Here is a 21762-nt window from a genome sequence, read left to right as displayed (position 1 = left end):
TGCTTCTCCAAAGTGGGGAATAGGAGGGCACAAAGTGCCCGGAGGTCCGTGGGGCTTAGGCGTCGCGGAGGGGTTCGTGGGCCCGGTCCTTGACCGTGCTCACGGCTGCCAGCGTGCCGAGGGCCGTGATGACTGCGTAGAAGGCGGGCATGTAGATGTTGCCGGTGCTGCTGATAAGCCAGGTCATCAGCAGGGGGGCCGTTCCGCCGAAGAGCGCGGAGGAAATGTTGTAGCCGAGGCCGTAGGCGGAATACCGAACCCGGGTGGGGAACAGCTCAACGATTAGGATGTGGATCACTGCCGTGTGGCCGGCGAAGACGATGGCCATGATCGAGGCGCCGAGGATAGCCAGGCCCATGTTTCCCGTTGCGATGAGGGCGTAGGACGGGATGCCCAGGATGGTCATGGCAATGGCGGAACCGGCGATGACCTTCTTGCGGCCGATGCGGTCGGACAGGGCGCCCATGAATGGAATGGCGATGCAGATGACAACCAGGCTGCAGGCCGTGATGAACAGCGCCTCGCCGATGGTGAAGTTGAGCTGCTTGCCCTTGAGGAACGTAGGCATGTAGGAGAACAGGACGTAGTAGCCGGAGCCGTTCATGAGCGGGATGAAGAGTGCCAGAACCATGGCCCGGCGGTGCTCAGCGGACTTGAAGGCTTCCTTGAGCGGGTTCTTGGAGAGGCCGCCCTCTTCCTTGAGCTTTGTGAAGTTGGGGGTGTCCGCGATGGCCTTGCGGATGTACCAACCGATGACGCCCATGGGAATGGCCACCAGGAACGGAATGCGCCACACGAAGGAGCCGAAGCCACCGCCGTCGATGGCAGCCTGGGTGAGCCAAGGAGACATGGAGAATGCCACGAGGGTGCCGGTGAGCAGTGCTGCGAACGAAGCGATCTGTGCATAGGAGGTGATGATTCCGCGCTTGCCCTCTGGGGCGTGCTCAGCGAGGAAGGTCATAGCGCCGGCGGCTTCGCCGCCAACCGAGAAGCCCTGCAGGAGCCGCAAGAGGACGAGCAGCACGGGCGCTGCGATGCCGATGGCCGAGTAGGCGGGCAGGAGGCCGATGCCGGCGGTGGCAACACTGATCAGGAGAATCACGAAGACGAGTAGCTTTTGCCGGCCGATCCGGTCGCCCAAATAGCCACAAACTACTGCGCCAAGGGGCCGGACGAAGAACGACACTGCGTAGCCGGCAAAGACGAACAACAGGGCGTTGTCCGGGTTGCCCGGGGCGAGGAACACCAGGGCAAGCGTTCCGGCCATGAATGCGAAGATGCCGTTGTCATAGAGTTCCACGAAGATGCCAACGCAGCCTGCGGTGACAACCTTGCGCGTTTGACGGCCAGTGAGCCGTTCATGCTGCACTTGTGCAGCGTTGGTGTTTGCGGTCATGACATTTCCTTCTTGATGTTGAGCGTAGCAACCGCTACTGGTTGGCGACAGGTTTTTAGCTGCATGCCGCAACCGGTAGGTCCTGCCACTGAGGTCGGCATCCAATGCCAAGGAGTCCGAAGACGGTGTTGACGGATTCGCGGAGTGTTTCAAGCTGGGCCCGCGAGCGCCGATGGGCGGCAGTTGCCTCTGCCACGGTTGTTTTCCTGAAGTGGACCTTGTCGTCCGGGCGGGCTTGGGCAAGGACGTCCAGGCCACTGCTGGTGACCACGGCGAGGACCGGATATCCGGCGGTGACGCCGCGTCCCCGGTGCAGTACCAGTAGTTCTTCCCGGGAGGGAACCTCGACGGCGCCCACCGGCACCCCGCGCGAAAGCACTTCGCCGCTTGAGGTTCTTTCCGGAAGTTGGCCGCCGAGCCTCAGGCCGATGTGGTTGCTCCGGCCGCTCACGGCGTATTCCGACGTGAAGAGCAACTCGCTGGAATCACCGAAGTCGGCAACATCCGGACCGTCGGTCACATCGACCAGCAGCTCCGACCCCATGTTCGGCCGTTCAAGGCCAAGACGGAAGAGCGGGAGGTCGAAGTATGGTTGGCGCACTGGGCTTACGCTGCGGCGGGTAAGGAGCGTGGTTCCTTCCGTGAGTTGAAGGCCGAAGCCCACAACGGTGTCCGGAGCACAACTGCCCAAGAGCATTGGGGCCTCCACCGAGCCGTGGATGGCCACGTAGGCACGGAGGCCCCGGTTGATTCCCCGGATGGACACCATCTCGCCTGCACGGACCGAAACCGGCTCCCACTGGCTGCACGGACGCCCTCCGACGGAGAGAGTCAGCGGAGCCCCTGTGACCGCAATCAGGATGTCGGAGTGCGCCTTCATCCTGAAGTCGAGGGCAGTGATCTCCACCAGGGGATCATTGTCCAAGTTGCCGGCCAAGATGTTGGCTGCCCGGGCCGAATATTGGTCCAGGGCGCCGTTGACCGGCAGTCCAAAGCGAGGTCCACGGAAGCGGCCAAGGTCTGTGACCACGGCGTTACCGGGTTGCTGGATGAGGATGTGCCCACTCATGGCCGCGGTTCCAATTCCCTGCCGACGTAAGAGCCGAAGTCTTCGGCCTCGATGCGGCGGAACCGCAGAATGTCTCCGGGCTTGTAAGGGACCAGGGGTTCGCGGCGGATGTTCAGGACGGTCAAAGGGGTCTGGCCAATGACGCACCAGCCGCCGGGTGCCACCGCGGGTGCGATGACGGCCTGGCGTCCGGCGACGGCCACTGCCCCTGCCGGAACGCTGAGCCGCGGATCCTTGAGGCGCGGCACGGGCTTGGGGAACGCGGGGCCGTCCATCATCGGCGAGCCAGCAGGAGCACCCAGGCAACGAACGGTGTACGTCTTTTCGGTGTGGAGGCGGATGACTTCCTCGGTGGGGATGCCTTGGTATTCGGCTACCTTCTCCAGGTCGGGACCGTAGTCGCCGCCGTAGACCACCGGGACGTCAAACTCGCGGGGTGCCGCTTCCGCGCCGCCGGAGCGGCCCATTTCGAGGAGTCCCAGCTTGACGAACGCGCGCACCTGGCGTGCAGACACCAGGACAGGATCGAATTCCACCAAGACGGAATCGTAGGTGGGTACCGCGCCGTGAAGGCCCTCGGCGCCACAGCTCTCCAGCCAGTCCGCAAGACGGTGGACTGTCTGCCAGTTGTCCTCGCTAGCTTCAGCAAGTGCCACGACGCGCAATGCGGAGTCTCCGGATTCGTAGATCTCGGTGGGAGCCGCGCTGAGAATGGACATGTCAGGCTGCCTTCCTCTTGGCATCCATGACCTCTGCCAACGGGGCGATCCGAACGCCGGCCGAAATGAGTTCCGAACGGATGAGCCGGGCGAGTTCCACCGCACCTGGGTTGTCTCCATGAAGCAGGACGGTGTCTGCGGAAATGTCGATGTCGGTGCCGTTGGCGCAGCGGATCTTGCCTTCGCAGACCATGCGGACGGTGCGATCCACAATGGCCGAGGCATCGTGCAGTACCGCGCCGGGCTGGCTCCGCGGAACGAGCGTCCCGTCTTCCTGGTACGCACGGTCCACGATTCCGACTATCGCTACGTCCAGTCCGGCGGAACGTGCCGCCTTGGCCAGTTCGCCCTCCTGGGCGACAACGATGAGTTCGTTGTCCACGCGGGCGGCGGCTTCAGCCACGGCGGCTGCGTAGTCAGGGCGAACGGCTACGAGGTTTCCCAGCCGGCCGTGGGGTGCAATGTGGGTGACCTTGGTTCCGTGGAAAGCTGCGAAGCCGGACAGGGCTCCCAGCTGGTACAGCACATCGGCACGCACCTCGTCAGCGCTGAGGCCCATGTCGCGGCGGCCGAAGCCACGCAGGTCCGGAAAGCTCGGGTGCGCTCCGATGCCGACTCCGCGGCGTACGCATTCAGCAACCGTGGCATCCATGATGTCCGGATCGCCCGCGTGGAACCCGCAAGCGATATTGGCGCTTGAAACGATCTCCAGAAGATCGGAGTCGCTGCCCATGGTGTAGGCGCCGAATCCCTCTCCAAGATCCGCTACAAGATCAATTGTCGGGTTCACGTGGTTCTCTTTCCGTGGTTCTGCATTAGGGTCCCGCAATTCCATACGAACGGCTGGAATATTCGGTGAATTCAGTTGCCTGTTCGATTGAAAGTGTTTGGCTAAAATTCTTCAATCAGAGGAACTGTCGGTAATTCTTTGGTGATAGAAGTCTCGCACCGACGAACTTCCGGCACAAAGACCTATTCGCTATCACGGGATAGCTCCCGGTTATGACCTACGGCACACATGCTGCCGGCAGGGACCGCATGCCGCCGCGGCCAGAGGGCGATGTGCCCGAAAGTCTCATAGATGCTCTTTACGTGACGATCGATTTGTGGGGCAGTGCGCCAAGTGCGTCTATATTTGGTATTGGGACAATTGGTTGATGGGGAGTCAACGAACTGCCGGCAATGATTGGGAAACGCCACCGCGGGGATGTGGATCTCAAATTTAGTCGTTGAGAGACGGGTCACACAAAGACTGATTGTGTGTGCCTACATAGAATTTCCTTATGGCATCTATGCCCCAATGAGGGCCTAGAGGAAGGCAGACCCATGGACACGCGGAAGCTCTCATACTTTGTCAAGATCGTCGATTCGGGGAGCATCACGAAGGCCGCCGCAGCGCTCCACGTCGCCCAACCCGCCCTCAGCCAGCAGGTGTCCGCGCTGGAAAGCGATTTGAAGCAACGCCTGCTGATTCGCAGCAAGCAAGGAGTCGAACCAACGGCTGCAGGACACACCCTGTATCGCCATGCCCAGACCATCCTGCGCCTCGTTGAACAAGCAAGGCAGGACGTAGCGACGTCCGGGGCAGCACCGTCGGGGCGCGTGTCCATCGCCATCGCCCCGTACAGCATGGCCTCCAGCCTGACGCCGCAGATCATCCGCGAGGTCGGCCGGCGTTACCCGGACATCGTGGTGCACCTGACGGAGATCTTCGGCGGCGTGCTCAGCGAGGCCATCAAGAACGGTCGCCTCGACATGGCGCTGATCTACGAGCCGGGGAAGATCCGTGGAGTGCAGTTCACCACCATGATCGTTGAAGACCTGCATCTGGTGACCCATGAAGACGTCGATGTGGCCCAAGGCCGAACGACCGTCACCCTCGAAGAAGCCAGCAGCCTTGGACTGTTCCTCCCCGAAAAGAATCACACCCTGCGCCAGATCATCGAGAAGGGGCTGGCCGACCAAGGGTTGCCCTTGCGGCTCGTGGGGGAAGTGGAATCCGTTCCCTCGCTTGTTCGGCTCATCCGCGCAAACCTGGGAGCCACGGTCCTCCCGAAATCCGCCGCCGACGCCCTCTTCCCCGATGAGAACTTCAAGGTACTGCGGATCATCGAACCGGCTTTGCAGTGCAAGATTGCCTTGTGCACCCCCGACCATGAGCCCCTGTCCGAAGCTGCGTCGGCGGTGCTCATCCTGGTCAAGGAGATGCTGCAACAGCAGTTGATCAGCAAGTACGCGGCAGATCCGTCCGAGGCTTGATCCATCCATAACATTGCCTTATCCGGACAGACATCTTTGGTCTTATTCACCGGCGTTTTAGTTTCCTATTATCGAATTAGCAAGTAATTCGAAAGCGGCTCACGGATTCCGTGAACCCCATCAAAGGAACAACGGTGAAAAAGATCAGTCAGACCCGGTGGGTTTCGAATCCAGCCCTCGGAACGATCAGTGCACGGACCGGATTCCACTGCCCAAGGAACGGTTTCTGGCGTCCGCTGGGAAGCACAGGCGAGCCTCTCTTCGTCTTCGAGGGAAGCCTCATGCCGGCGTACGCTGGACACAGCATCGAATGGCATTTGGTCGACGCCCGGACTGGACTGATCCACTAACCACCAACCCGCCGTCGTCGGCTCACTCCAATTCGACACAGAAAATGCCCTGCGACCCTGGAAATTCAGGGTCGCAGGGCATTTTCCGTGTCGCCGGACCAGCCCAATCAGTCTTCGACCAGAAGCCCCTTGGCCTTCAGCTTCTCCGTCAGCCCGCACAACTCGATCGTGGTGCCTCCGGCGTGGTAGGCCTTGATGAGCTCGCGTTCGGCGTCGTCCCGGGCCTGGGAGAGCGCGATGACCTCCTCAGCTTCCTCGCGGCGCACTACCACGACGCCGTCAGCGTCGCCGCGAAGGATGTCACCGGGGTAGATGATCTCGTCGCCGAAGACCAACGGGTGGTTGATCGGCCCAAGGGTTTCCTTGACCGTGCCCTTGATGCAAACGCTGCCGGAAAACACGGGCAGGCCCAACTCAATGAGGTCCTGGGTGTCCCGCACGCCGGAGTCCGTCACCATCGCTGCAATGCCCTTGGCTTTCATGGCGTTGCCCAAAACGTCGCCGAAGGTTCCGGCGTCGGAAAATTCCTGCGCACCGACCAGGACCACATCGCCGGCCTGGGCGTAGTGGATGGCGACCTGCAGCATGAGGTTGTCTTGCGGGGCACAAGCCACGGTTACGGCCGGGCCGCAGAATGACATCGAACGGTCAATCGGCTTGATCTTGGAGCTCAGGGCTCCCCTGCGGCCCTGGGCTTCGTGGATGGTTGCGGAGGAGAACGCCGCGAGGCGGCTGACGACGTCGGCGTCCGGCCTCTGGAACTTGGTCTTTACGTGGATCATGTCCTGAATCTTTCTTTTGGCTGACTTTTGTGATGCCTGTGGGGGCTTAGTTGAGGGCGCTGACTGCCTTGCGGATCGAGTCCACGCCAGCGTTGATGGTTTCCAGCGAGGTCGCGAAGGAGATCCGGAAGTAGGGGCCGAGGCCATAGGCCGAGCCTTGGATAACAGCGACCGCGGCGGCGTTGAGGAGGTACAGCGTGAAGTCCTGGTCGTTCTCGATGACCGTGCCGTCGGGAGCCGTCTTGCCGATGACCCCGTTGCAGTTCACGTAGGCGTAGAAGGCACCGTCAGCGGGCGCGACGGACAGTCCGTCAATGGCGTTGAGGCCTTCGACGGCGACATCACGGCGCTTACGGTAAACCTCCACGCTGTCCCGGACGAAGGACTGATCGCCATTCAGCGCAGCTGCCGCGGCGGCCTGGCTGATGGAGGACGGGCAGGAGGACGTCTGGGACTGCAGCTTGTTCATGGCCGCGATCAACGGTGCCGGGCCGACGCCGTAGCCAAGGCGCCAGCCGGTCATGGCATAGGCCTTGGAGACGCCGTTGACCAACAGGATGCGGTCACGCAAGGACGGAACGGCAGTGACGAGGCTGGTCACCCGGCCGTCGCCAAAGTGGATCTCGTCGTAGATTTCGTCGGTGAGGATGTAGACGTGCGGGAATTCCTCAAGCACGGCACCGAGCGCCTTCAGTTCTTCGCGTGAGTACACGGCTCCCGTCGGGTTGGACGGAGCGTTGAGGATGAGCCACTTGGTCTTGGGAGTGATGGCTTCCTTCAGGGCGGCCGGCGTGAGCTTGAAGCCGGTCTCCTCGCCACAAGCGACGATGACGGGAGTGCCGTCGTTGGCGAGGACCATGTCCGGGTAGGACACCCAGTACGGTGCCGGGACGATGACCTCGTCGCCCTCGTTGAGCGATGCCATGAGGGCAACGTAGAGGACCTGCTTGGCACCGCCGCCGATGGTCAGCTGGTTCGCTGCGTAGTGCACGCCGGTGTGGCTTTCAATCCGGCGGAGGATGGCGGTCTGCAGCTCGGGAGTACCGGTCACCGAGGTGTATTTGGTCTCGCCAGCGTTGATCGCCTCGATAGCGGCCGCTTTGATGTGTTCAGGGGTGTCGAAGTCCGGTTCGCCGACGGTCAAGTCGATGATCGGGATCCCTTCGGCTCGTAGTTCGCGGACGCGGGCGGCGGCCGCAACGCTCGCTGAGGACTTGATACGGGTGACCCTCGACGCCGGCAGGTACTCGGACATTGTCTTCTCCAGAATCGTGAAACTCAGGATTCGGGTGTCGAATCCCCAATTTCGAGACTAGGCACTGCCGAGCGCCGTGGATAAGACCTAATCTGCGTGGATCAATAAGGGGCTCTTATGACGGTCGGCTCTCTTCGGCCCCATATGGGGTATCTGGCCCGATTTCGGGTTGTTCTGCCCCATATGGGTTAGTTCCCATGCACTTTCCTTATGGGTTCACGCGGTATTGGTATTTCCGCGCCTCTGCGAACGCCGCCTAGATTTCATAGATCAGAAGAGTTAGCGAAAAGTCCGAAAGGGATCCAATGCCAGCCCCATCCGGCTCCCTTCGGGGCACGTCAGCCACCGGCAGATACACCTACCGGGCCAATGCGCCAGCCCGGCCCCAAACTGCTGCCAAAGGGGAGCGTGCCAAGCTCACCCACGCCCTCGCGGCGCATAGGCAACTCCTATCCCACGCTTCGAGCGCCATCCGAACTTTGACCGCCGCCCGTAACGAGATGATCGCCCAGGCCCTTGAAGATGGGCTCACTCTGGCCACAATTTCCGCGGTGACCGGGGAAAACATTCGGGCTGTCCGAACCATTGGTTTGGCTTATGACGACCTCCACCCGAGTGGGCTTCCGCGGGGCGCACATCTGGATGCCCTGAGGGCGAAAAGCGAGCAACTCAAAGCGGCCGAAGGCACCGCGACCAGATCACGGAACAGCGGGAGACCTTGATTGTCACGGCGCTCCGGACCCAAGCCTGCGATGACCTTGAACTTGCCGCGCTGACGGGCCTCACGCCCGACCATATCCGGAGGTCAACACGGGGCGTCGCCCGTCCAGCCTAGTTACGGGCCAGCCCAGTTACGGGCCAGCCCAGACGGGCGCCTTCGCCTAACGGACGCGCTCACTTCACTGGCTCGTCTTGACCGGAGGAGTCCTGCAGCTAAACAGTTCCTGTGGTCCTGTTTTCCTGGCGATGAGCACCGTCAATGCGCGGGCTGACGTTGAAATCGGTTCAAAATGTTGGATCGATCGCGCACCAACGTTCCAGACGCGCTTCACGCCCAGCACACGGTCGTGCTCATCCGTGGCAACCAGGGGCGGGCTTCCTTGCCCTCCTGTGGGCCTGCGTTTCCAGCACAGACTGACCACCGTGGCATGCTCCCAGAATTCCACGGCAGTCACGAAGAATTCGCGTCCCTCATCATCCAGGAACGGCCCCCACTGCGGGACGTAAACCGCCCGTAGATCGTACTCCACGGGGCCCGAACGCCTTGCAGCCGGCGGTTGGGCAGTGGCTGCTTGTTGAGGATTGAGATCTGGTTGCGCGACCACGGCATGCTCCATTGAAATTGCGGACGGCCCCCTCCTAGGCCGCCCCCGAGCGGCCTCGGGATATCCAATGTAGCTCCGTCCGACGACCTCCGGAAGAGTGCCGACTACCTACCTAGTTCAGTAGCTCGACGGCGTGTCACCTGTCCCGCCAAAGGGCGTGTCGCCGTCGGGGGTTGCGGGGACGAACTTATCCGCGAGCGCTTCCGTGCCGCGCGCCAGTAGCGCGACATCTGCGCCGACCAGCACGAAGGACGCGCCAGCGGCCATGTAAGCACGCGCTGTGTCTTCGTTGAAAGCATTCACGCCGGCAGGCTTGCCTGCCGCTTTCGCCGCGGCGAGGCAGTGCTCGACGGCGGCACGCACCTTGGGGTGTTCCTGCTGACCCAGCAGGCCCATGGAAGCCGCGAGGTCGGAGGGCCCCACGAAGATGGCATCGACGCCGTCGACCGCCAGGATCTCTTCCACGGCGGCGACCGCGGCCTCGGTTTCGATCTGGACCGTCACGCTGACCGTCTCCGAAGCCCGGGCGAGATAGTCCGGGATGCGGTTCCAGCGCGAGGCGCGGGCCAGGGCCGAGCCGACGCCGCGCACGCCGTGGGGAGGGTAGCGTACGGCGGCCACCGCCGCTTTCGCCTCCGAAGCCGAGTTGACCATGGGGATGAGCAAGTCCTGTACGCCCAGGTCCAGGTATTGCTTGAGCAGCACGGTGTCGTTGGCCGGTGGGCGGACTACGGCTTGGACGGGGTAGCCGCGGACGGCCTGGAGCTGGGCGAGGATGGATTCGAGGCCGTTGGGGCTGTGTTCGGCATCAATCAGGAGCCAATCCAGCCCTGCCCCGGCGCACAGTTCCGCGATGAGTGGGCTGCCGGAGCACACCCACAACCCCGCGAGTGGCCGGCCGGCAGGGCCGGTTTGGTTCCGCAAGGCTTCACGGAACGTGCGGTCTGGTTCTACTCGAACCGGCATGTGATGACTCCCAAGGGTCCGTAGTCGGCGTGGACGGTATCCCCTTTGTACACCCACAGCGGGCGGGTGAAGGAGCCGGCGAGGATGATCTCCCCGGCCTTCAGCCCGTCTCCGTGAGGGGCGATCTTGTTGGCCAGCCAATGCACCCCGTTGGCAGGGTGGTCCAGGACTCCGGCGGCGACGCCGGTTTCCTCCACGGTCTGGTTCTTGTACAGGATGGCCGATACCCAGCGGAGGTCGACGGCGTCCGGGCGGACCGGGCGGCCGCCCACCACCATGGCACCCATCGCGGCGTTGTCCGAGATGGTGTCCACGATGGTCCGGCCCTCCATCTCGATCCTGGAGTCCAGGATCTCGAGGGCCGGAACCACGTAGTCCGTGGCGTTCAGGACGTCGAAGATGGTGCACCCTGGCCCGGAGAGGTCCTTCTTGAGCACGAAAGCCAGTTCCACTTCGACCCGCGGGTGGGTGTACTGGTCCCACGCCACGGAGCAGCCCGTTTCCAGCACCATGTCATCGAAGATCGCGCCGTAGTCGGGTTCGGTGATGCCCGTCGCGGCCTGCATGGCCTTGGACGTCAGTCCGATCTTGCGGCCCACCAGCTTCCGGCCGGCGTCCTCGTTCCTGCGCCGCCACAACTGCTGCACGGCGTAGGAATCCTCCACCGTCATGTCCGGGTAGCGGGCGGTCAGGCGAGGCACCGGGGTCCGGGACCGGCCGGCTTCCAGTAGTTCGTCCGCAATGGTTTCTATCGTCTTCGGGTCAAGCATCTTCACACTCCGTTCGGCCATCCTGCGGTCAGTATCCCTTTAAAGCCCGGACACTAGACCTGGGCGCCGAGCTTGAAGCCCTCTGCCGTGGCGCCTTCTGGCCGGGTGTAGGAGAAACCGTCGGCGCCCACGGTGACCGCCATTTCGCTCTTTTCCTCACGGATGATGACCGGCTGGGGGTTGCCGTCCAGGTCCAGGACGAGGGAGGCCTCGGTGTACCAGGAGGGGACCACGGGGTTGCCCCACCAGTCGCGGCGCTGGTTGTCGTGGACGTCCCAGGTGACGGTGGGGTTGTCAGGATCGCCCGTGTAGTAGTCCTGGGTGTAGATCTCGATGCGGTGCCCGTCCGGGTCCAGGATGTACAGGTAGAACGCGTTGGAGACGCCGTGCCTGCCGGGGCCGCGTTCGATCCGGTCGCTGATGCGCAGGGCGCCCATCTTGTCGCAGATCTGGATGATGTTGTGCTTCTCGTGCGTCGAGAACGCGATGTGGTGCAGGCGGGGACCGTTGCCGCCGGTCAGGGCGGTGTCGTGCACGGTCTGCTTGCGGTGCATCCACGCGGCGTACGTGACGCCGTCGGAATCCTTGATGTCTTCCGAGACGCGGAAGCCGAGGTCCTCGAGGTACTTCCGGCCGCGGGGAACGTCGGGGGTGACCTGGTTGAAGTGGTCCAGGCGGACCAGCTCCCCGGCGGAGTACAGGTCGTAGCGCTGGGTGAGGCGTTCGACGTGCTCCACGTCGTAGAAGAACTCGTACGGGAAGCCCAGCGGATCCTCCACGCGGACGGAGTCGCCCACGCCCTTGGTGAAGCCGTCCTTGCGGCGCTCGACCCGGCAGCCCAACTCGCGGTAGTACGCCTCGGCGGCGTCCACCTCGGCCGGGGACTTCACCCGGTACGCGAACGCGGCGGCGGCTGCGACCGGTCCCTTGCGCAGGACGAGGTTGTGGTGGATGAACTCCTCGAAGGAGCGTAGGTAGATGGTGTTCTCGTCTTCTTCGGTGACGTGCAGGCCCAGGAGGTCCACGTAGAACTCGCGGGACTTGGCGAGGTCTGTGACCACGAGTTCGAGGTAGGCGCAGCGCACGATATCCGGAGCCGGGACGGAAGGGGTGGGGACAAAGTTGGTCATCGGGTTCTCTCTTCTTTGAAAGGGGTCTCTGGGGTTCGGTACCCAACTGACTCGCAGTAGGTGTCGTTTTGGAGCCTCATAACGACAACAAGTGCGAGTTAGTTGGGTTACGCGCCGAACTTGGGGGTGTGGACAGCGCCGAGGGTGATGTGCACGGCCTGCTGGTCGGTATAGAAATCGATGGAGCGGTAGCCGCCTTCGTGGCCCAGGCCGGAGGCCTTGACGCCGCCGAAGGGAGTGCGCAGGTCCCGGACGTTATGACTGTTGAGCCACACCATGCCCGCCTCGACGTTCTGCGCGAAGTTGTGGGCGCGGGTCAGGTTCTGGGTCCAGATGTAGGCCGCCAGGCCGTATTTGGTGTTGTTTGCGAGGGCGAGGGCTTCGTCGTCGTTCTCGAACGGGGTGATCGCGACGACGGGTCCGAAGATTTCTTCCTGGAAGATCCGCGCATCGGGCGCGACGTCGGCAAACACAGTAGGGGCGATGTAGTTGCCTTCCGGGAGGTGTGCCGGGCGTCCGCCACCGGCCAACAGCCGGCCTTCGGACTTACCGATCTCCACGTACGAGGCAACTTTTTCGTAGTGCTCGGGGTGGACGAGGGCACCGACCTGGGTCTTGGGGTCGTGCGGGTCCCCGACGACGATGTTCTTCGCGCGGGCCGCGTACTTTTCGCAGAACTCGTCATAGATGGCGCGTTCGACGAGGATGCGCGAGCCCGCGGTGCAACGTTCCCCGTTGAGGGAGAAGACCCCGAACAGGGCCGAATCGATCGCGGCGTCGAGGTCGGCGTCGGCGAACACGACGCACGGCGACTTGCCGCCCAGCTCCATGGACAGGCCCTTGAGGTTGGCTGCGGCGTTGCGGAAGATGGTCTGGCCTGTGGTGGTCTCGCCGGTGAAGGAGATTAGGGGCACGTCCGGGTGCTTCACGAGGGCGTCGCCGGCTTCCTCGCCCAGGCCGTTGACCAGGTTGAACACGCCGTCCGGCAGGCCGGCGTCCTTGAAAATAGTCGCCCAGAGTGAGGCCGAAAGCGGGGTGAACTCGGCCGGTTTCAGGACCACGGTGTTGCCGGTGGCCAAGGCCGGGGCAAGCTTCCAGGACTCGAGCATGAACGGCGTGTTCCACGGAGTAATAAGGCCCGCCACGCCGATCGGCTTCCGGTTAACGTAGTTGATCTGCGAACCCGGAACCTTCATGGCGTCGTCGAACTGGGCCACGATCAGGTCCGCGAAGAAGCGGAAGTTCTCCGCCGCGCGCAACGCCTGGCCCTTGGCCTGGGTGATCGGAAGGCCGGTGTCGAAGGTCTCGAGCTCGGCGAGGCGGGCTTCCTGGGCTTCGACGGCGTCGGCGATCCTGTTCAGCACGCGGGCGCGTTCGCGGGGCTTCATCTTCGGCCACGGGCCGTTCACGAAGGCTTCGCGGGCGGCGGCGACGGCGAGGTCGATGTCTTCCTCCTGGCCGGCTGCGGCGGTGGCGTAGTTGCCGTTCGACACCGGGTCCAGGACGTCGAAGGTTTTGCCGCTCACGGAGTCAACGAACTGACCGTTGATGAAGTGCTGGATGTGGGTGGGAAGGTCCTTCGGGACGTAGTGGGTGGTGGTTTCTGGTGCAGTGAACGTCATTGTTGTCTTCCTTTACTGCTCTTTACTGCTGTGAAGGTGGGTCAGATGGTCTTTGCTTGCACGGCCGCCGGGGCTAGCGACAGGTACGCATCCAGGGTGGCGGCGCGGTGCCTGCGGGCGGCTTGTTCGATGGTGTCGGCGTCGGCGTTGCTTTCAATGAGTTGGAGCAGTGCCTCGTGTTCGTCCACGGACTCATGCGCACGCCCGGGGACGAATCGGAACGTTGAGGCCCTGATCGAGGCGAGTCGGTTCCAGCCCCGGTGCACGAGGTCCAGGATGTGCGGATTGGGGCAGTGTTCAAAGAGCACGCTGTGGAAATCCTGGTTCAGCGCAGTGAAACGGACCGGGTCGAAATGTTCCAAGCAGTCGCGCATCTCGGCGTTCACGGCCCGGGCCCGGGCAATGGCCACGGAATCAATGAGGGGTGCGGACAACGCAGTGGCCGCGCCCTCGATGATGCTCAGGGTCTGCATCGTGTACAGGTACTCTGTGGGGTCGATTCCGGAGACCGTGGCGCCGATGTTGCGCTCGAACTTCACGAGCCCTTCGGCCTCCAGGCGACGGATCGCCTCCCGGACCGGGACCACGCTCACGCCGAGGTCCTCGGCAATCTTGGCCAGCACCAGCCGATAACCCGGCGTGTAGGTGCCCTCCACGATGCGCGCCTTCACGGCCGCATAAGCCTGCTCGGACTTGCTGCCGGTTTTGGTTCCTGCGGCGTCAGCAGCGGAACGTTCGACGGCGGAAATCCCGACGGCGGTTTCAGTCACCTTGGGCTCCTTCCCACTCCTGGTACCGGGCACGCCACTGCGCGTTCATCGGATACAAACCGTCCACGCTGTTGCCCTGTTTGACCATCTCGAAGATGAAGGCTTCTTCCTTTTCCTGCTCGATGCACTCGTCCACGAGTTCCCCGGCGATGGCCGGCGGAATCACCAGGATGCCGTCCGAGTCGGCCACGATGATGTCCCCGGGCTGGACGGTGGCTCCGCCGCAGGCGATGGTGATGTCGGTGTCCCACGGAATGTGGCGTCGGCCCAGCACGGCGGGATGCGGGTTGGCGAAGTAGGTGGGCATGTCCAGTCCTGCCACCGCCGAATAGTCGCGCACGCCGCCGTCGGTGATGATGGCCGCGGCACCGCGCATCTGGGCACGCAGCGCCAAGATGTCCCCCACCGTTCCGGTGCCCTTTTCGCCCCGGGCTTCCATGACCAGGATCTCGCCCTCGTTCACGGAATCGATGGCGCGTTTCTGTGCGTTGAAACCGCCGCCGTGGGTTGCGAACAGGTCCTCGCGGTTAGGAACATAACGCAGGGTCCGCGCGAGCCCGACCACTCGGCGGTCCGGGCGAGTGGCCTGCAGTCCGTCGATGCTCACATTGTTCAATCCGCGTTTGCGCAACTGACTGGACAAGGTGGCCGTGGCGACGCTTTCGAGTTTCTTCTTCAGCTCCGAAGTCAGAACGGACACGATGGGGGCGAGGCCCGCCGCTTCACGCGAACCGTACGCTTCCTCCCGCTGGGTGCCGTCGGTCTTGGGCCGGGCACCAAAGTCCGCGAACGACGTCGTACCTTCCGTCACTGTGGTGGTGAGACGACCCGAGCTGAAGTCACCGGCACTCACCTCAACCTCGACGACGTCGCCCGGCTGGGCGACGGAGGCACCGGCCGGGGTGCCGGTCAGGATGATGTCGCCGGTTTCGAGTGTGAGGAGCTGGGAGAGATCGGCCACGAGGCGCGCGAAGGGGAACAGCAATTCTTCGGTGGTGTCGTCCTGGACGAGTTCGCCGTTGTGCCAGGCGCGGATGCGCAGCCCGGAAGGGTCGACGTCGGCGGCCGGGATGAGCGCCGGTCCTACCGGGGTGAAGCCGTCGCCGCCCTTGGACCGGAGGTTGGAACCCTTGTCCGCGTAGCGCAGGTCATAGACGCCGAGGTCGTTGCTCGCGGTGACCCACTGGACGTGGTTCCAGGCGTCCTCGAGGCTCACACGGCGGGCAGGCTTGCCGATGACCAGCGCGATCTCGCCCTCGTACCCGAGGAGTTCGCAGCCGGCCGGACGCTCTACCGCTGAGCCACTGAGCGCGAGGGACGACGATGGCTTCAGGAAGTACGACGGCTGCTCCGGGGTACGGCCGCGCTGGGCCGCCCGACTGGGGTAGTTGATATGCACCGCGATGACCTTGTGGGCTGCGGCCAGGATGTGGTCGGTGACCTGTTCCAAGATAATCTCCTCATCGAGTACGAAATCGTATACGATAACTATGGCTGGCGAACTTCGAGGCGTCAACCCCGGCGCGGATCCCGTGGCTTGTTTCCCAATCCGGAGCTTCAAGCAGCGGCCTTGGAAACAAGCTCCGGCGTCGGGGTGGGCCCACGAGGGCCTTGTGGCCCCTGTCACGCCTGCCGTACAGTTAGAAACCGAATCAGGTTCAAATAGAGAATTCACAGTTCTATAATTGAACAACCGCACAACGAAGTGAGGAAAGCCCGTGCAGTTCCACCACCACGGTTATGTATCCGGTGACCCGCGAGTCCAACCGGCCGCCGGCGTCGGCATCAACCGACCCTCGGACCTTCCCGATGAGGTCGACGTGCTCATCGTCGGCAGCGGGCCCGCAGGCATGCTCGCCGCCGCGCAACTGTCCCAGTTCCCGGGCGTCACGACGCGGATCGTGGAGCGCCGCGGCGGGCGGCTCGCGATCGGCCAGGCCGACGGCATCCAGGCCCGCAGCGTCGAGACCTTCCAGGCGTTCGGCTTCGCCGAGCGGATCATCGCCGAGGCGTACCGGATCACCGAGATGGCGTTCTGGAAGCCGGACCCTGCCGACCCCTCGCGCATCATCCGGACCGCCCGCGCCCTCGACGATCCGACCGGTGACATCAGCGAATTCCCGCACCTCATCGTCAACCAAGCGCGCGTGCTTGATTACTTCGCCGAGTTCATGGCGAACTCCCCCACCCGCATGTCTCCCGACTACGGACTGGAATTCCGCGGACTCGAGGTCGCCAACGAGGGCGACTACCCCGTCAGCGTCACGCTCCTCCACACGGCCGGCCCCGATGAAGGCCAGGAGCGCATTGTCCGGGCCAAGTACGTCGTCGGCGCAGACGGCGCGCGCAGCAAGGTGCGGGAATCGATCGGTTGCACCCTCGCTGGCGACCAAGCCAACCATGCCTGGGGCGTCATGGACGTCCTCGCCGTCACGGACTTCCCCGACATCCGCACGAAGTGCGCCATCCAGTCCGGCACGGGCGGCAGCATCTTGCTGATCCCGCGCGAAGGCGGACACCTCTTCCGCATGTACGTCGACCTCGGCGAGGTCAACCAGGGTGACAACCGCTCAGTGCGCAACACCACCATCGAGCAAATCATCGCCAAGGCCAACGACATCCTCCACCCCTACACCCTCGATGTGCGCAACGTCGCCTGGCACAGCGTCTACGAAGTGGGCCACCGCCTCACCGACAGGTTCGACGACGTCCTGCCGGAGGAACGCGGAACCCGCACCCCCCGCGTCTTCATTACCGGCGACGCATGCCACACCCACAGCGCCAAAGCTGGCCAGGGCATGAACGTCTCCATGCAGGACGGCTTCAACTTGGCGTGGAAGCTCGGACACGTCCTCGAAGGCCGCAGCCCGGAGAGCCTGCTGTCCACGTACTCCGCCGAGCGCCAAGTCATTGCCAAGAACCTCATCGACTTCGACAAAGAGTGGTCCACGCTCATGGCCAAGAAGCCCGAGGAATTTGAGGACCCTACCGAGCTGGAAAACTTCTACGTGAACACTGCGGAATTCCCCGCCGGCTTCATGACCCAGTACGCCCCCTCCGCGCTCATCGCCGAGCCCGCACACCAAAGCCTGGCCACCGGCTTCACCATCGGCAAACGTTTCAAGTCCGCGCCCGTGGTGCGCGTCTGCGACACCAACCCGGTACACCTCGGCCACCAGGCCAAGGCGGACGGACGCTGGCGGATCTACGTCTTCGCGGACGGCGCACCGGCCGGTTCCTCCGGAGTTGTGGCGGACTTTGCCGAGTGGATCGCGAACTCGCCGGATTCGCCGCTGGCCGCAACGCCGTCGGACGCTGACCGCGATGCGTGGTTCGACGTGAAGGTGATCTACCAGCAAGAGCACACGAGCGTCGACATCGGGGCTGTACCGGCAGCGTTCAAGCCGCAGGTGGGGCCGTTCAAACTCACGTACCTCGAGAACGTCTACGCTACCGATCCTTCGGCTGACATCTTCGAACTGCGCGGCCTTGACCGCGGCGGCGTCGTGGTGGTGGTGCGTCCGGACCAGTACGTGGCGAACGTCCTGCCCTTGACCGCGACGGCGGAACTCGCCGCATTCTTCGCGCCCCTCCTGCAGGCAGGGGTCCACGAGGCGGTGTGAACTGTCGGCGCGGCCTGCCGCGCTCGATGATTCCTGAGGAAGGGTTCATTCTGTCAGTGGCCCGTCGTAGGGTACCGGCATGGACATCATCATGGTTCCCGGATTCTGGTTGGACGCTTCTTCGTGGTCGGAGGTCACGCCGCCGCTCGTTGCTGCGGGACACACGGTCCACCCGCTCACGCTGCCTGGGCTCGAGGCCGTTGACGCCCCACGGTCCGGCATCGGCCTCAGGGATCACATCGACGCGGTAGTGGCGGCGGTCGACGCTGTCGGCAAGCCCGTTGTCCTGGTCGGCCACTCGGGTGGAGGTGCCATCATCCACGGCGCCGTCGACGCCCGCCCGGACCGCGTGGTCCGGGCGGTCTACGTGGACAGCGGTCCGCTCGGCGAGGGCGGCGTCATCAACGACGAGCTGCCGGTTGAAGGCGACGCCGTGCCCTTGCCGGCATGGGAGCTCTTCGAAAACGAGGACCTCGTGGACCTCAATGACGAACTGCGGGCCGCTTTCCGCGCACGCGCCATCCCGGAGCCAAAGAACGTGACCACCGATAAACAGCGGCTGCACGATGTTCGCCGCTACGACGTCCCGGCCACCATCATCGCTTGCGAGTTCCCCTCCAGCCTGCTGGGCGAGTGGATCGAATCAGGCCACCCCTTCGTGGCCGAGCTCGCGCGCATCAACGACGTCGAATTCATGGACCTGCCCACCGGACACTGGCCCCAGTTCACCAAGCCTCTCGAACTCGGGGAAGCCATCCTGGCCGCTGTTGAGCAGACCCGCTAGGGGTTCCGGGGCGTGGTCCTAAGCGGCGCGTTGTTCGGACTGTTCGGCCGGTCCCTCAGGCTGCGGGGACTCTGCACCTATCGAGGCATTGGCCGGACGGTCCCATTCCCGGCGTTCGCGAGTCTCTCCGTAGGGGACATCAGGGCTGAGGGCAACGGTGTACCGGTTGTAACCGTGCTGGGTGACCAGGATGCCGGACGAGCGCTCCCGCATGGCCTGCGTGAGGACCGTCTCGACGGCGGTATTCAGTTCGGTTTCGATGGTGCCCGGTTCGTGGGCGGTGATTTCCAGAACGAGGTCCGGGAGGTGCTTGATCATGGTGTTCTCACTTTCGAGGCTTGGGCTGCGTCGGAGAAAGTCAGGGGCGGCCGCCCCGGGTTCGGGGTGCGAAAGGAAGGCCTAAGAAGAAAGGAATTCGTGAAGTGTGCCCTGCATTCGATGATGGGGCGGTGGCCGGCCGTGAAAGTCAGGCGGGCGGGATCTGGGAGGCAATTGTCTCGTCGATCCAAGGACAGTGTGGCGGAAGTCAGGCTTCCGACGCAAGTGGAAACGCCGGGTTTTTCTGACGCGGGCCTGAACCGTACCGGATGTGGTGGGCTTGTCCCTCGAAGAGGCACGAGCCGTCCTGTGGGACAAGGGGACCGCGAGCCGCGGCGCCCCTCCCCGGGGCCGCGGAGCCTGCGGGCCATGCGCGAAGAACCTGCCGACGACACCACGAGCTAAAAGGCCGTCTTTCAAGCTCAAAAATAGCTCTTCCATCACCGCGCAGTGTCATGTACCATTTCACATATCACGTGACATGGACCACATCGTCTAGTTTCACTTGCTCCCCACATGGAAGATCACTATGACCCTTTCAGAAATCGCAGACGGCAGGATCGCGCCCCGTTTCGGCATCAAGCTGGACAACATCTCGAAGCGCTACGGCGACCACGTCGTCCTTGATGATGTTTCCTTGCACGTCGAGCCGGGAACTGTCACTGCCCTTATCGGCCCCTCCGGTGCAGGCAAAAGCACCTTCCTGCGTTGCACCAATCTCCTGGAGCGTCCTGATTCCGGGACCATCCAAGTAGGCCAGCACACCATCGAGCCGGGCAAGGAAGTCAACAGCCGGGACCTCGCGGCCCTGCGGCGCACGGTGGGCATGGTGTTCCAGTCCTTCAACCTGTTCCCCCACATGTCCGCACTCAAGAACATCAGCTTCCCGCAGCAGAAAGTCCTCGGACGCAGCAAAGAGGAAGCTGACGAACGCTCCATGCAACTGCTTGAGCGGGTCGGCCTCAAAGAGAAGGCGTCCCAACACCCCGGGCGCTGCTCGGGCGGCCAGCAACAGCGCATCGCGATTGCCCGCGCCCTTGCGCTGGATCCGGGCATCATGCTCTTCGACGAGCCGACGTCGGCGCTCGATCCTGAGGTGGGGCTCGAGGTCCTGGCCGTCATGCGTGAGCTTGCCGCCGATGGCATGACCATGATCGTGGTCACCCACGAGATGCAGTTCGCCCGCGACGTCTCCGACACGCTCGTGGTCATGGCCGATTGCAAGATCATCGAGCAGGGCGATCCCCGGGCCATCATGAGCGATCCGCAGGAGGCCCGCACCCGACGCTTCCTGCGGGCAGTGCTGGAGCGCTGATATGGACGCGCTTTCCGCGGTCCTTCAAGGGCTGCCTATGACCCTCATGCTGACGCTGTTGGCGTTCACGATCGGCATCATTGGTGCCGTCCCGCTCGCGGTGGGCTTGTCGTCGTCGAACGTTCTGGTTCGGCTCGCCTGCCGGCTTTTCGTGGACCTCGTCCGCGGAGTACCAATCATCGTGTGGCTGTTCCTCCTCAAGTTCGGCATCCAGATCGGCACCTTCAAGTTCAACCCGGTGGGTGCCGCAATAGTGGGCCTCGGCATAGTGTCCGTCGCCTACCTGGCTGAGATCTACCGGGGCGGATTGCAGTCGGTGCCGCGGGGCCAAGGCGAGGCAGCACATGCCCTCGGCCTGGGACGGGGGACCACGTTTTACGGCGTCATGGTCCCACAGGCCTTTCGCATCGTCTCCCCCTCCATCGCCACGTACCTGACCGGCTTGCTCAAGGACTCCTCGATCGCTTCGACGATCATCGTCACGGAAATGGTCTTTCAGTCCCAGGCCTTCGCCCGCCAGCACCCCACGGTGGAGGGAATCCTGCCCTACATCATCGTGGGCATCCTCTACATCGTGCTGAGCCTGCCGGTGGCCTACTTGTCCCGTCGACTCGATTCCCGCATGAGGAAGGCCATCTACGCATGACCTGGCTAACAGAATGGGCGGGCTACCTCCCGCAGATGATGTCCGGCCTCGGCGTCAGCCTCCTGATCGCCGGCATCTCGATCTTCTTCGGCTATCCCTTGGGACTGGCACTCAGCCTCATGGTGACCGCCAAGAACCTGGCCGTCCGCACCGTGGGACTCGCCGTCGTCGAAATTGGCCGCGGCGCACCCGCGCTGGTGATCCTCTACCTCTTCTACTACGGTTTGCCGAAGTTCGGGATCGCATTCGAAAGCATCACTGCGGCTTGCCTCGCGCTTACCTGGAACTCGGCGGCGTACTCGAGCGAGATCATGCGGGCAGGAATCCAATCAGTGGCCCGCGGACAGCTTGAGGCCTCCAACGCGCTTGGCTTGTCCCAGCGCGACACCTTCTTCCGGGTCATCATGCCGCAAGGCATGCGCTCGGCAATCCCGGGGCTCATGGGAGTCGCGATCCAGATGTTCCAAGGGACGTCCTTGGCGTACGCGATCGCGGTCCCCGAGCTCATGAAGTCGGCATACAACATCGGCAGCCAGGACTTCAACTACCTACAGATCTTCACCCTCGCCGGCCTCTGCTACGCCGCCATCTCCATGCCGGCCACGTGGATCACCGTCTTCTTCGAGAAGCGCATGGCCCGGCACACCTAACCACCCCCATCCC

21 protein-coding genes are annotated in these 21762 nt (G+C 63.5%); 7 read left to right on the top strand and 14 right to left on the bottom strand.

Features of this window, described 5'->3' with window-relative positions; all coding sequences use genetic code 11:
• Positions 1-55: 55 nt before the first annotated feature.
• The 4 genes from HNP00_RS14320 to HNP00_RS14305 are packed head-to-tail and all read right to left on the bottom strand — an operon-like array spanning position 56 to position 3974.
• Positions 56-1396: an MFS transporter gene (locus HNP00_RS14320; RefSeq protein WP_184740215.1), complete on the bottom strand. Its 1341-nt coding sequence runs from the start codon at positions 1394-1396 to the stop codon at positions 56-58.
• A 55-nt stretch (positions 1397-1451) separates the two neighbouring features.
• The gene (locus HNP00_RS14315; RefSeq protein WP_184740213.1) at positions 1452-2465 is read right to left on the bottom strand and encodes a biotin-dependent carboxyltransferase family protein; all 1014 of its coding nucleotides are present in this window, start codon (positions 2463-2465) and stop codon (positions 1452-1454) included.
• Positions 2462-3184, bottom strand: a complete 723-nt coding sequence (locus tag HNP00_RS14310) for an allophanate hydrolase subunit 1 (RefSeq protein WP_184740211.1) — start codon at positions 3182-3184, stop codon at positions 2462-2464. The genes HNP00_RS14315 and HNP00_RS14310 overlap by 4 nt, the downstream gene beginning before the upstream one ends.
• Before the next feature lies 1 nt (position 3185).
• A complete protein-coding gene (locus HNP00_RS14305; RefSeq protein WP_184740210.1) occupies positions 3186-3974 on the bottom strand; it encodes a LamB/YcsF family protein in 789 nt (262 codons plus the stop codon).
• 536 nt (positions 3975-4510) lie between these two features.
• Between HNP00_RS14305 and HNP00_RS14300 the strand changes: the two genes are divergently transcribed.
• On the top strand, positions 4511-5443 hold the full coding sequence (locus HNP00_RS14300) for a LysR substrate-binding domain-containing protein (protein ID WP_184740208.1): 933 nt from the start codon (positions 4511-4513) through the stop codon (positions 5441-5443).
• 134 nt (positions 5444-5577) lie between these two features.
• A complete protein-coding gene (locus tag HNP00_RS14295) occupies positions 5578-5793 on the top strand; it encodes a hypothetical protein (protein ID WP_184740206.1) in 216 nt (71 codons plus the stop codon).
• A 107-nt stretch (positions 5794-5900) separates the two neighbouring features.
• On the opposite strand, the gene HNP00_RS14290 is transcribed toward HNP00_RS14295, so the two are convergent.
• The 9 genes from HNP00_RS14290 to HNP00_RS14250 form a co-directional block, all read right to left on the bottom strand.
• Positions 5901-6575 carry a 4-carboxy-4-hydroxy-2-oxoadipate aldolase/oxaloacetate decarboxylase gene (locus HNP00_RS14290; RefSeq protein WP_059388748.1) on the bottom strand — a complete coding sequence of 225 codons (675 nt, stop codon included), beginning with the start codon at positions 6573-6575 and terminating at the stop codon, positions 5901-5903.
• A 46-nt stretch (positions 6576-6621) separates the two neighbouring features.
• Positions 6622-7830 carry an aspartate transaminase gene (locus HNP00_RS14285; protein WP_184740204.1) on the bottom strand — a complete coding sequence of 403 codons (1209 nt, stop codon included), beginning with the start codon at positions 7828-7830 and terminating at the stop codon, positions 6622-6624.
• Positions 7831-8729: 899 nt separating this feature from the next.
• Entirely contained in the window at positions 8730-9080 is a 351-nt protein-coding gene (locus tag HNP00_RS14280) for a hypothetical protein (protein WP_184740202.1), read from the bottom strand.
• Between the two features lie 192 nt (positions 9081-9272).
• A complete protein-coding gene (locus HNP00_RS14275; protein ID WP_184740200.1) occupies positions 9273-10121 on the bottom strand; it encodes an aldolase/citrate lyase family protein in 849 nt (282 codons plus the stop codon).
• On the bottom strand, positions 10106-10891 hold the full coding sequence (gene hpaH, locus HNP00_RS14270) for a 2-oxo-hept-4-ene-1,7-dioate hydratase (RefSeq protein ID WP_184740198.1): 786 nt from the start codon (positions 10889-10891) through the stop codon (positions 10106-10108). The genes HNP00_RS14275 and hpaH overlap by 16 nt, the downstream gene beginning before the upstream one ends.
• A gap of 53 nt (positions 10892-10944) precedes the next feature.
• Positions 10945-12021, bottom strand: a complete 1077-nt coding sequence (hpaD, locus tag HNP00_RS14265) for a 3,4-dihydroxyphenylacetate 2,3-dioxygenase (RefSeq protein ID WP_184740196.1) — start codon at positions 12019-12021, stop codon at positions 10945-10947.
• A 107-nt stretch (positions 12022-12128) separates the two neighbouring features.
• The gene (gene hpaE / locus HNP00_RS14260; protein WP_184740194.1) at positions 12129-13643 is read right to left on the bottom strand and encodes a 5-carboxymethyl-2-hydroxymuconate semialdehyde dehydrogenase; all 1515 of its coding nucleotides are present in this window, start codon (positions 13641-13643) and stop codon (positions 12129-12131) included.
• Between the two features lie 41 nt (positions 13644-13684).
• Entirely contained in the window at positions 13685-14413 is a 729-nt protein-coding gene (locus tag HNP00_RS14255) for a GntR family transcriptional regulator (protein ID WP_395893820.1), read from the bottom strand.
• Positions 14406-15863: a fumarylacetoacetate hydrolase family protein gene (locus HNP00_RS14250; protein ID WP_184740192.1), complete on the bottom strand. Its 1458-nt coding sequence runs from the start codon at positions 15861-15863 to the stop codon at positions 14406-14408. Before HNP00_RS14250 ends, HNP00_RS14255 begins: the two co-directional genes overlap by 8 nt.
• A gap of 268 nt (positions 15864-16131) precedes the next feature.
• On the opposite strand from HNP00_RS14250, the gene HNP00_RS14245 reads away from it, so the two are divergent.
• Together HNP00_RS14245 and HNP00_RS14240 are read left to right on the top strand one after the other, a co-directional pair.
• Positions 16132-18036: an FAD-binding monooxygenase gene (locus HNP00_RS14245; protein ID WP_184740190.1), complete on the top strand. Its 1905-nt coding sequence runs from the start codon at positions 16132-16134 to the stop codon at positions 18034-18036.
• A gap of 79 nt (positions 18037-18115) precedes the next feature.
• Positions 18116-18820 (top strand): alpha/beta fold hydrolase, encoded by a 705-nt coding sequence (locus tag HNP00_RS14240; RefSeq protein ID WP_184740188.1) that lies wholly within the window; start codon positions 18116-18118, stop codon positions 18818-18820.
• Positions 18821-18838: 18 nt separating this feature from the next.
• Here the strand turns inward: HNP00_RS14240 and HNP00_RS14235 are convergent, their stop codons facing one another.
• Entirely contained in the window at positions 18839-19138 is a 300-nt protein-coding gene (locus HNP00_RS14235) for a hypothetical protein (protein WP_184740186.1), read from the bottom strand.
• Between the two features lie 529 nt (positions 19139-19667).
• Here HNP00_RS14235 and HNP00_RS14230 point away from each other — a divergent pair.
• The 3 genes from HNP00_RS14230 to HNP00_RS14220 are packed head-to-tail and all read left to right on the top strand — an operon-like array spanning position 19668 to position 21749.
• Positions 19668-20453 (top strand): amino acid ABC transporter ATP-binding protein, encoded by a 786-nt coding sequence (locus tag HNP00_RS14230; RefSeq protein ID WP_184740185.1) that lies wholly within the window; start codon positions 19668-19670, stop codon positions 20451-20453.
• Position 20454: 1 nt separating this feature from the next.
• Positions 20455-21099 (top strand): amino acid ABC transporter permease, encoded by a 645-nt coding sequence (locus HNP00_RS14225; protein ID WP_184740183.1) that lies wholly within the window; start codon positions 20455-20457, stop codon positions 21097-21099.
• Entirely contained in the window at positions 21096-21749 is a 654-nt protein-coding gene (locus tag HNP00_RS14220) for an amino acid ABC transporter permease (RefSeq protein ID WP_184740181.1), read from the top strand. The genes HNP00_RS14225 and HNP00_RS14220 overlap by 4 nt, the downstream gene beginning before the upstream one ends.
• Positions 21750-21762 lie beyond the last annotated feature (13 nt).

It is taken from the genome of Arthrobacter sp. AZCC_0090 (genome assembly GCF_014207375.1).
In the GTDB taxonomy this organism is placed as follows: Bacteria; Actinomycetota; Actinomycetes; order Actinomycetales; family Micrococcaceae; genus Arthrobacter.
The sequence above is the reverse complement of the archived record's forward strand: the minus strand, read 5'-3'. Positions and strand labels throughout refer to the sequence as shown.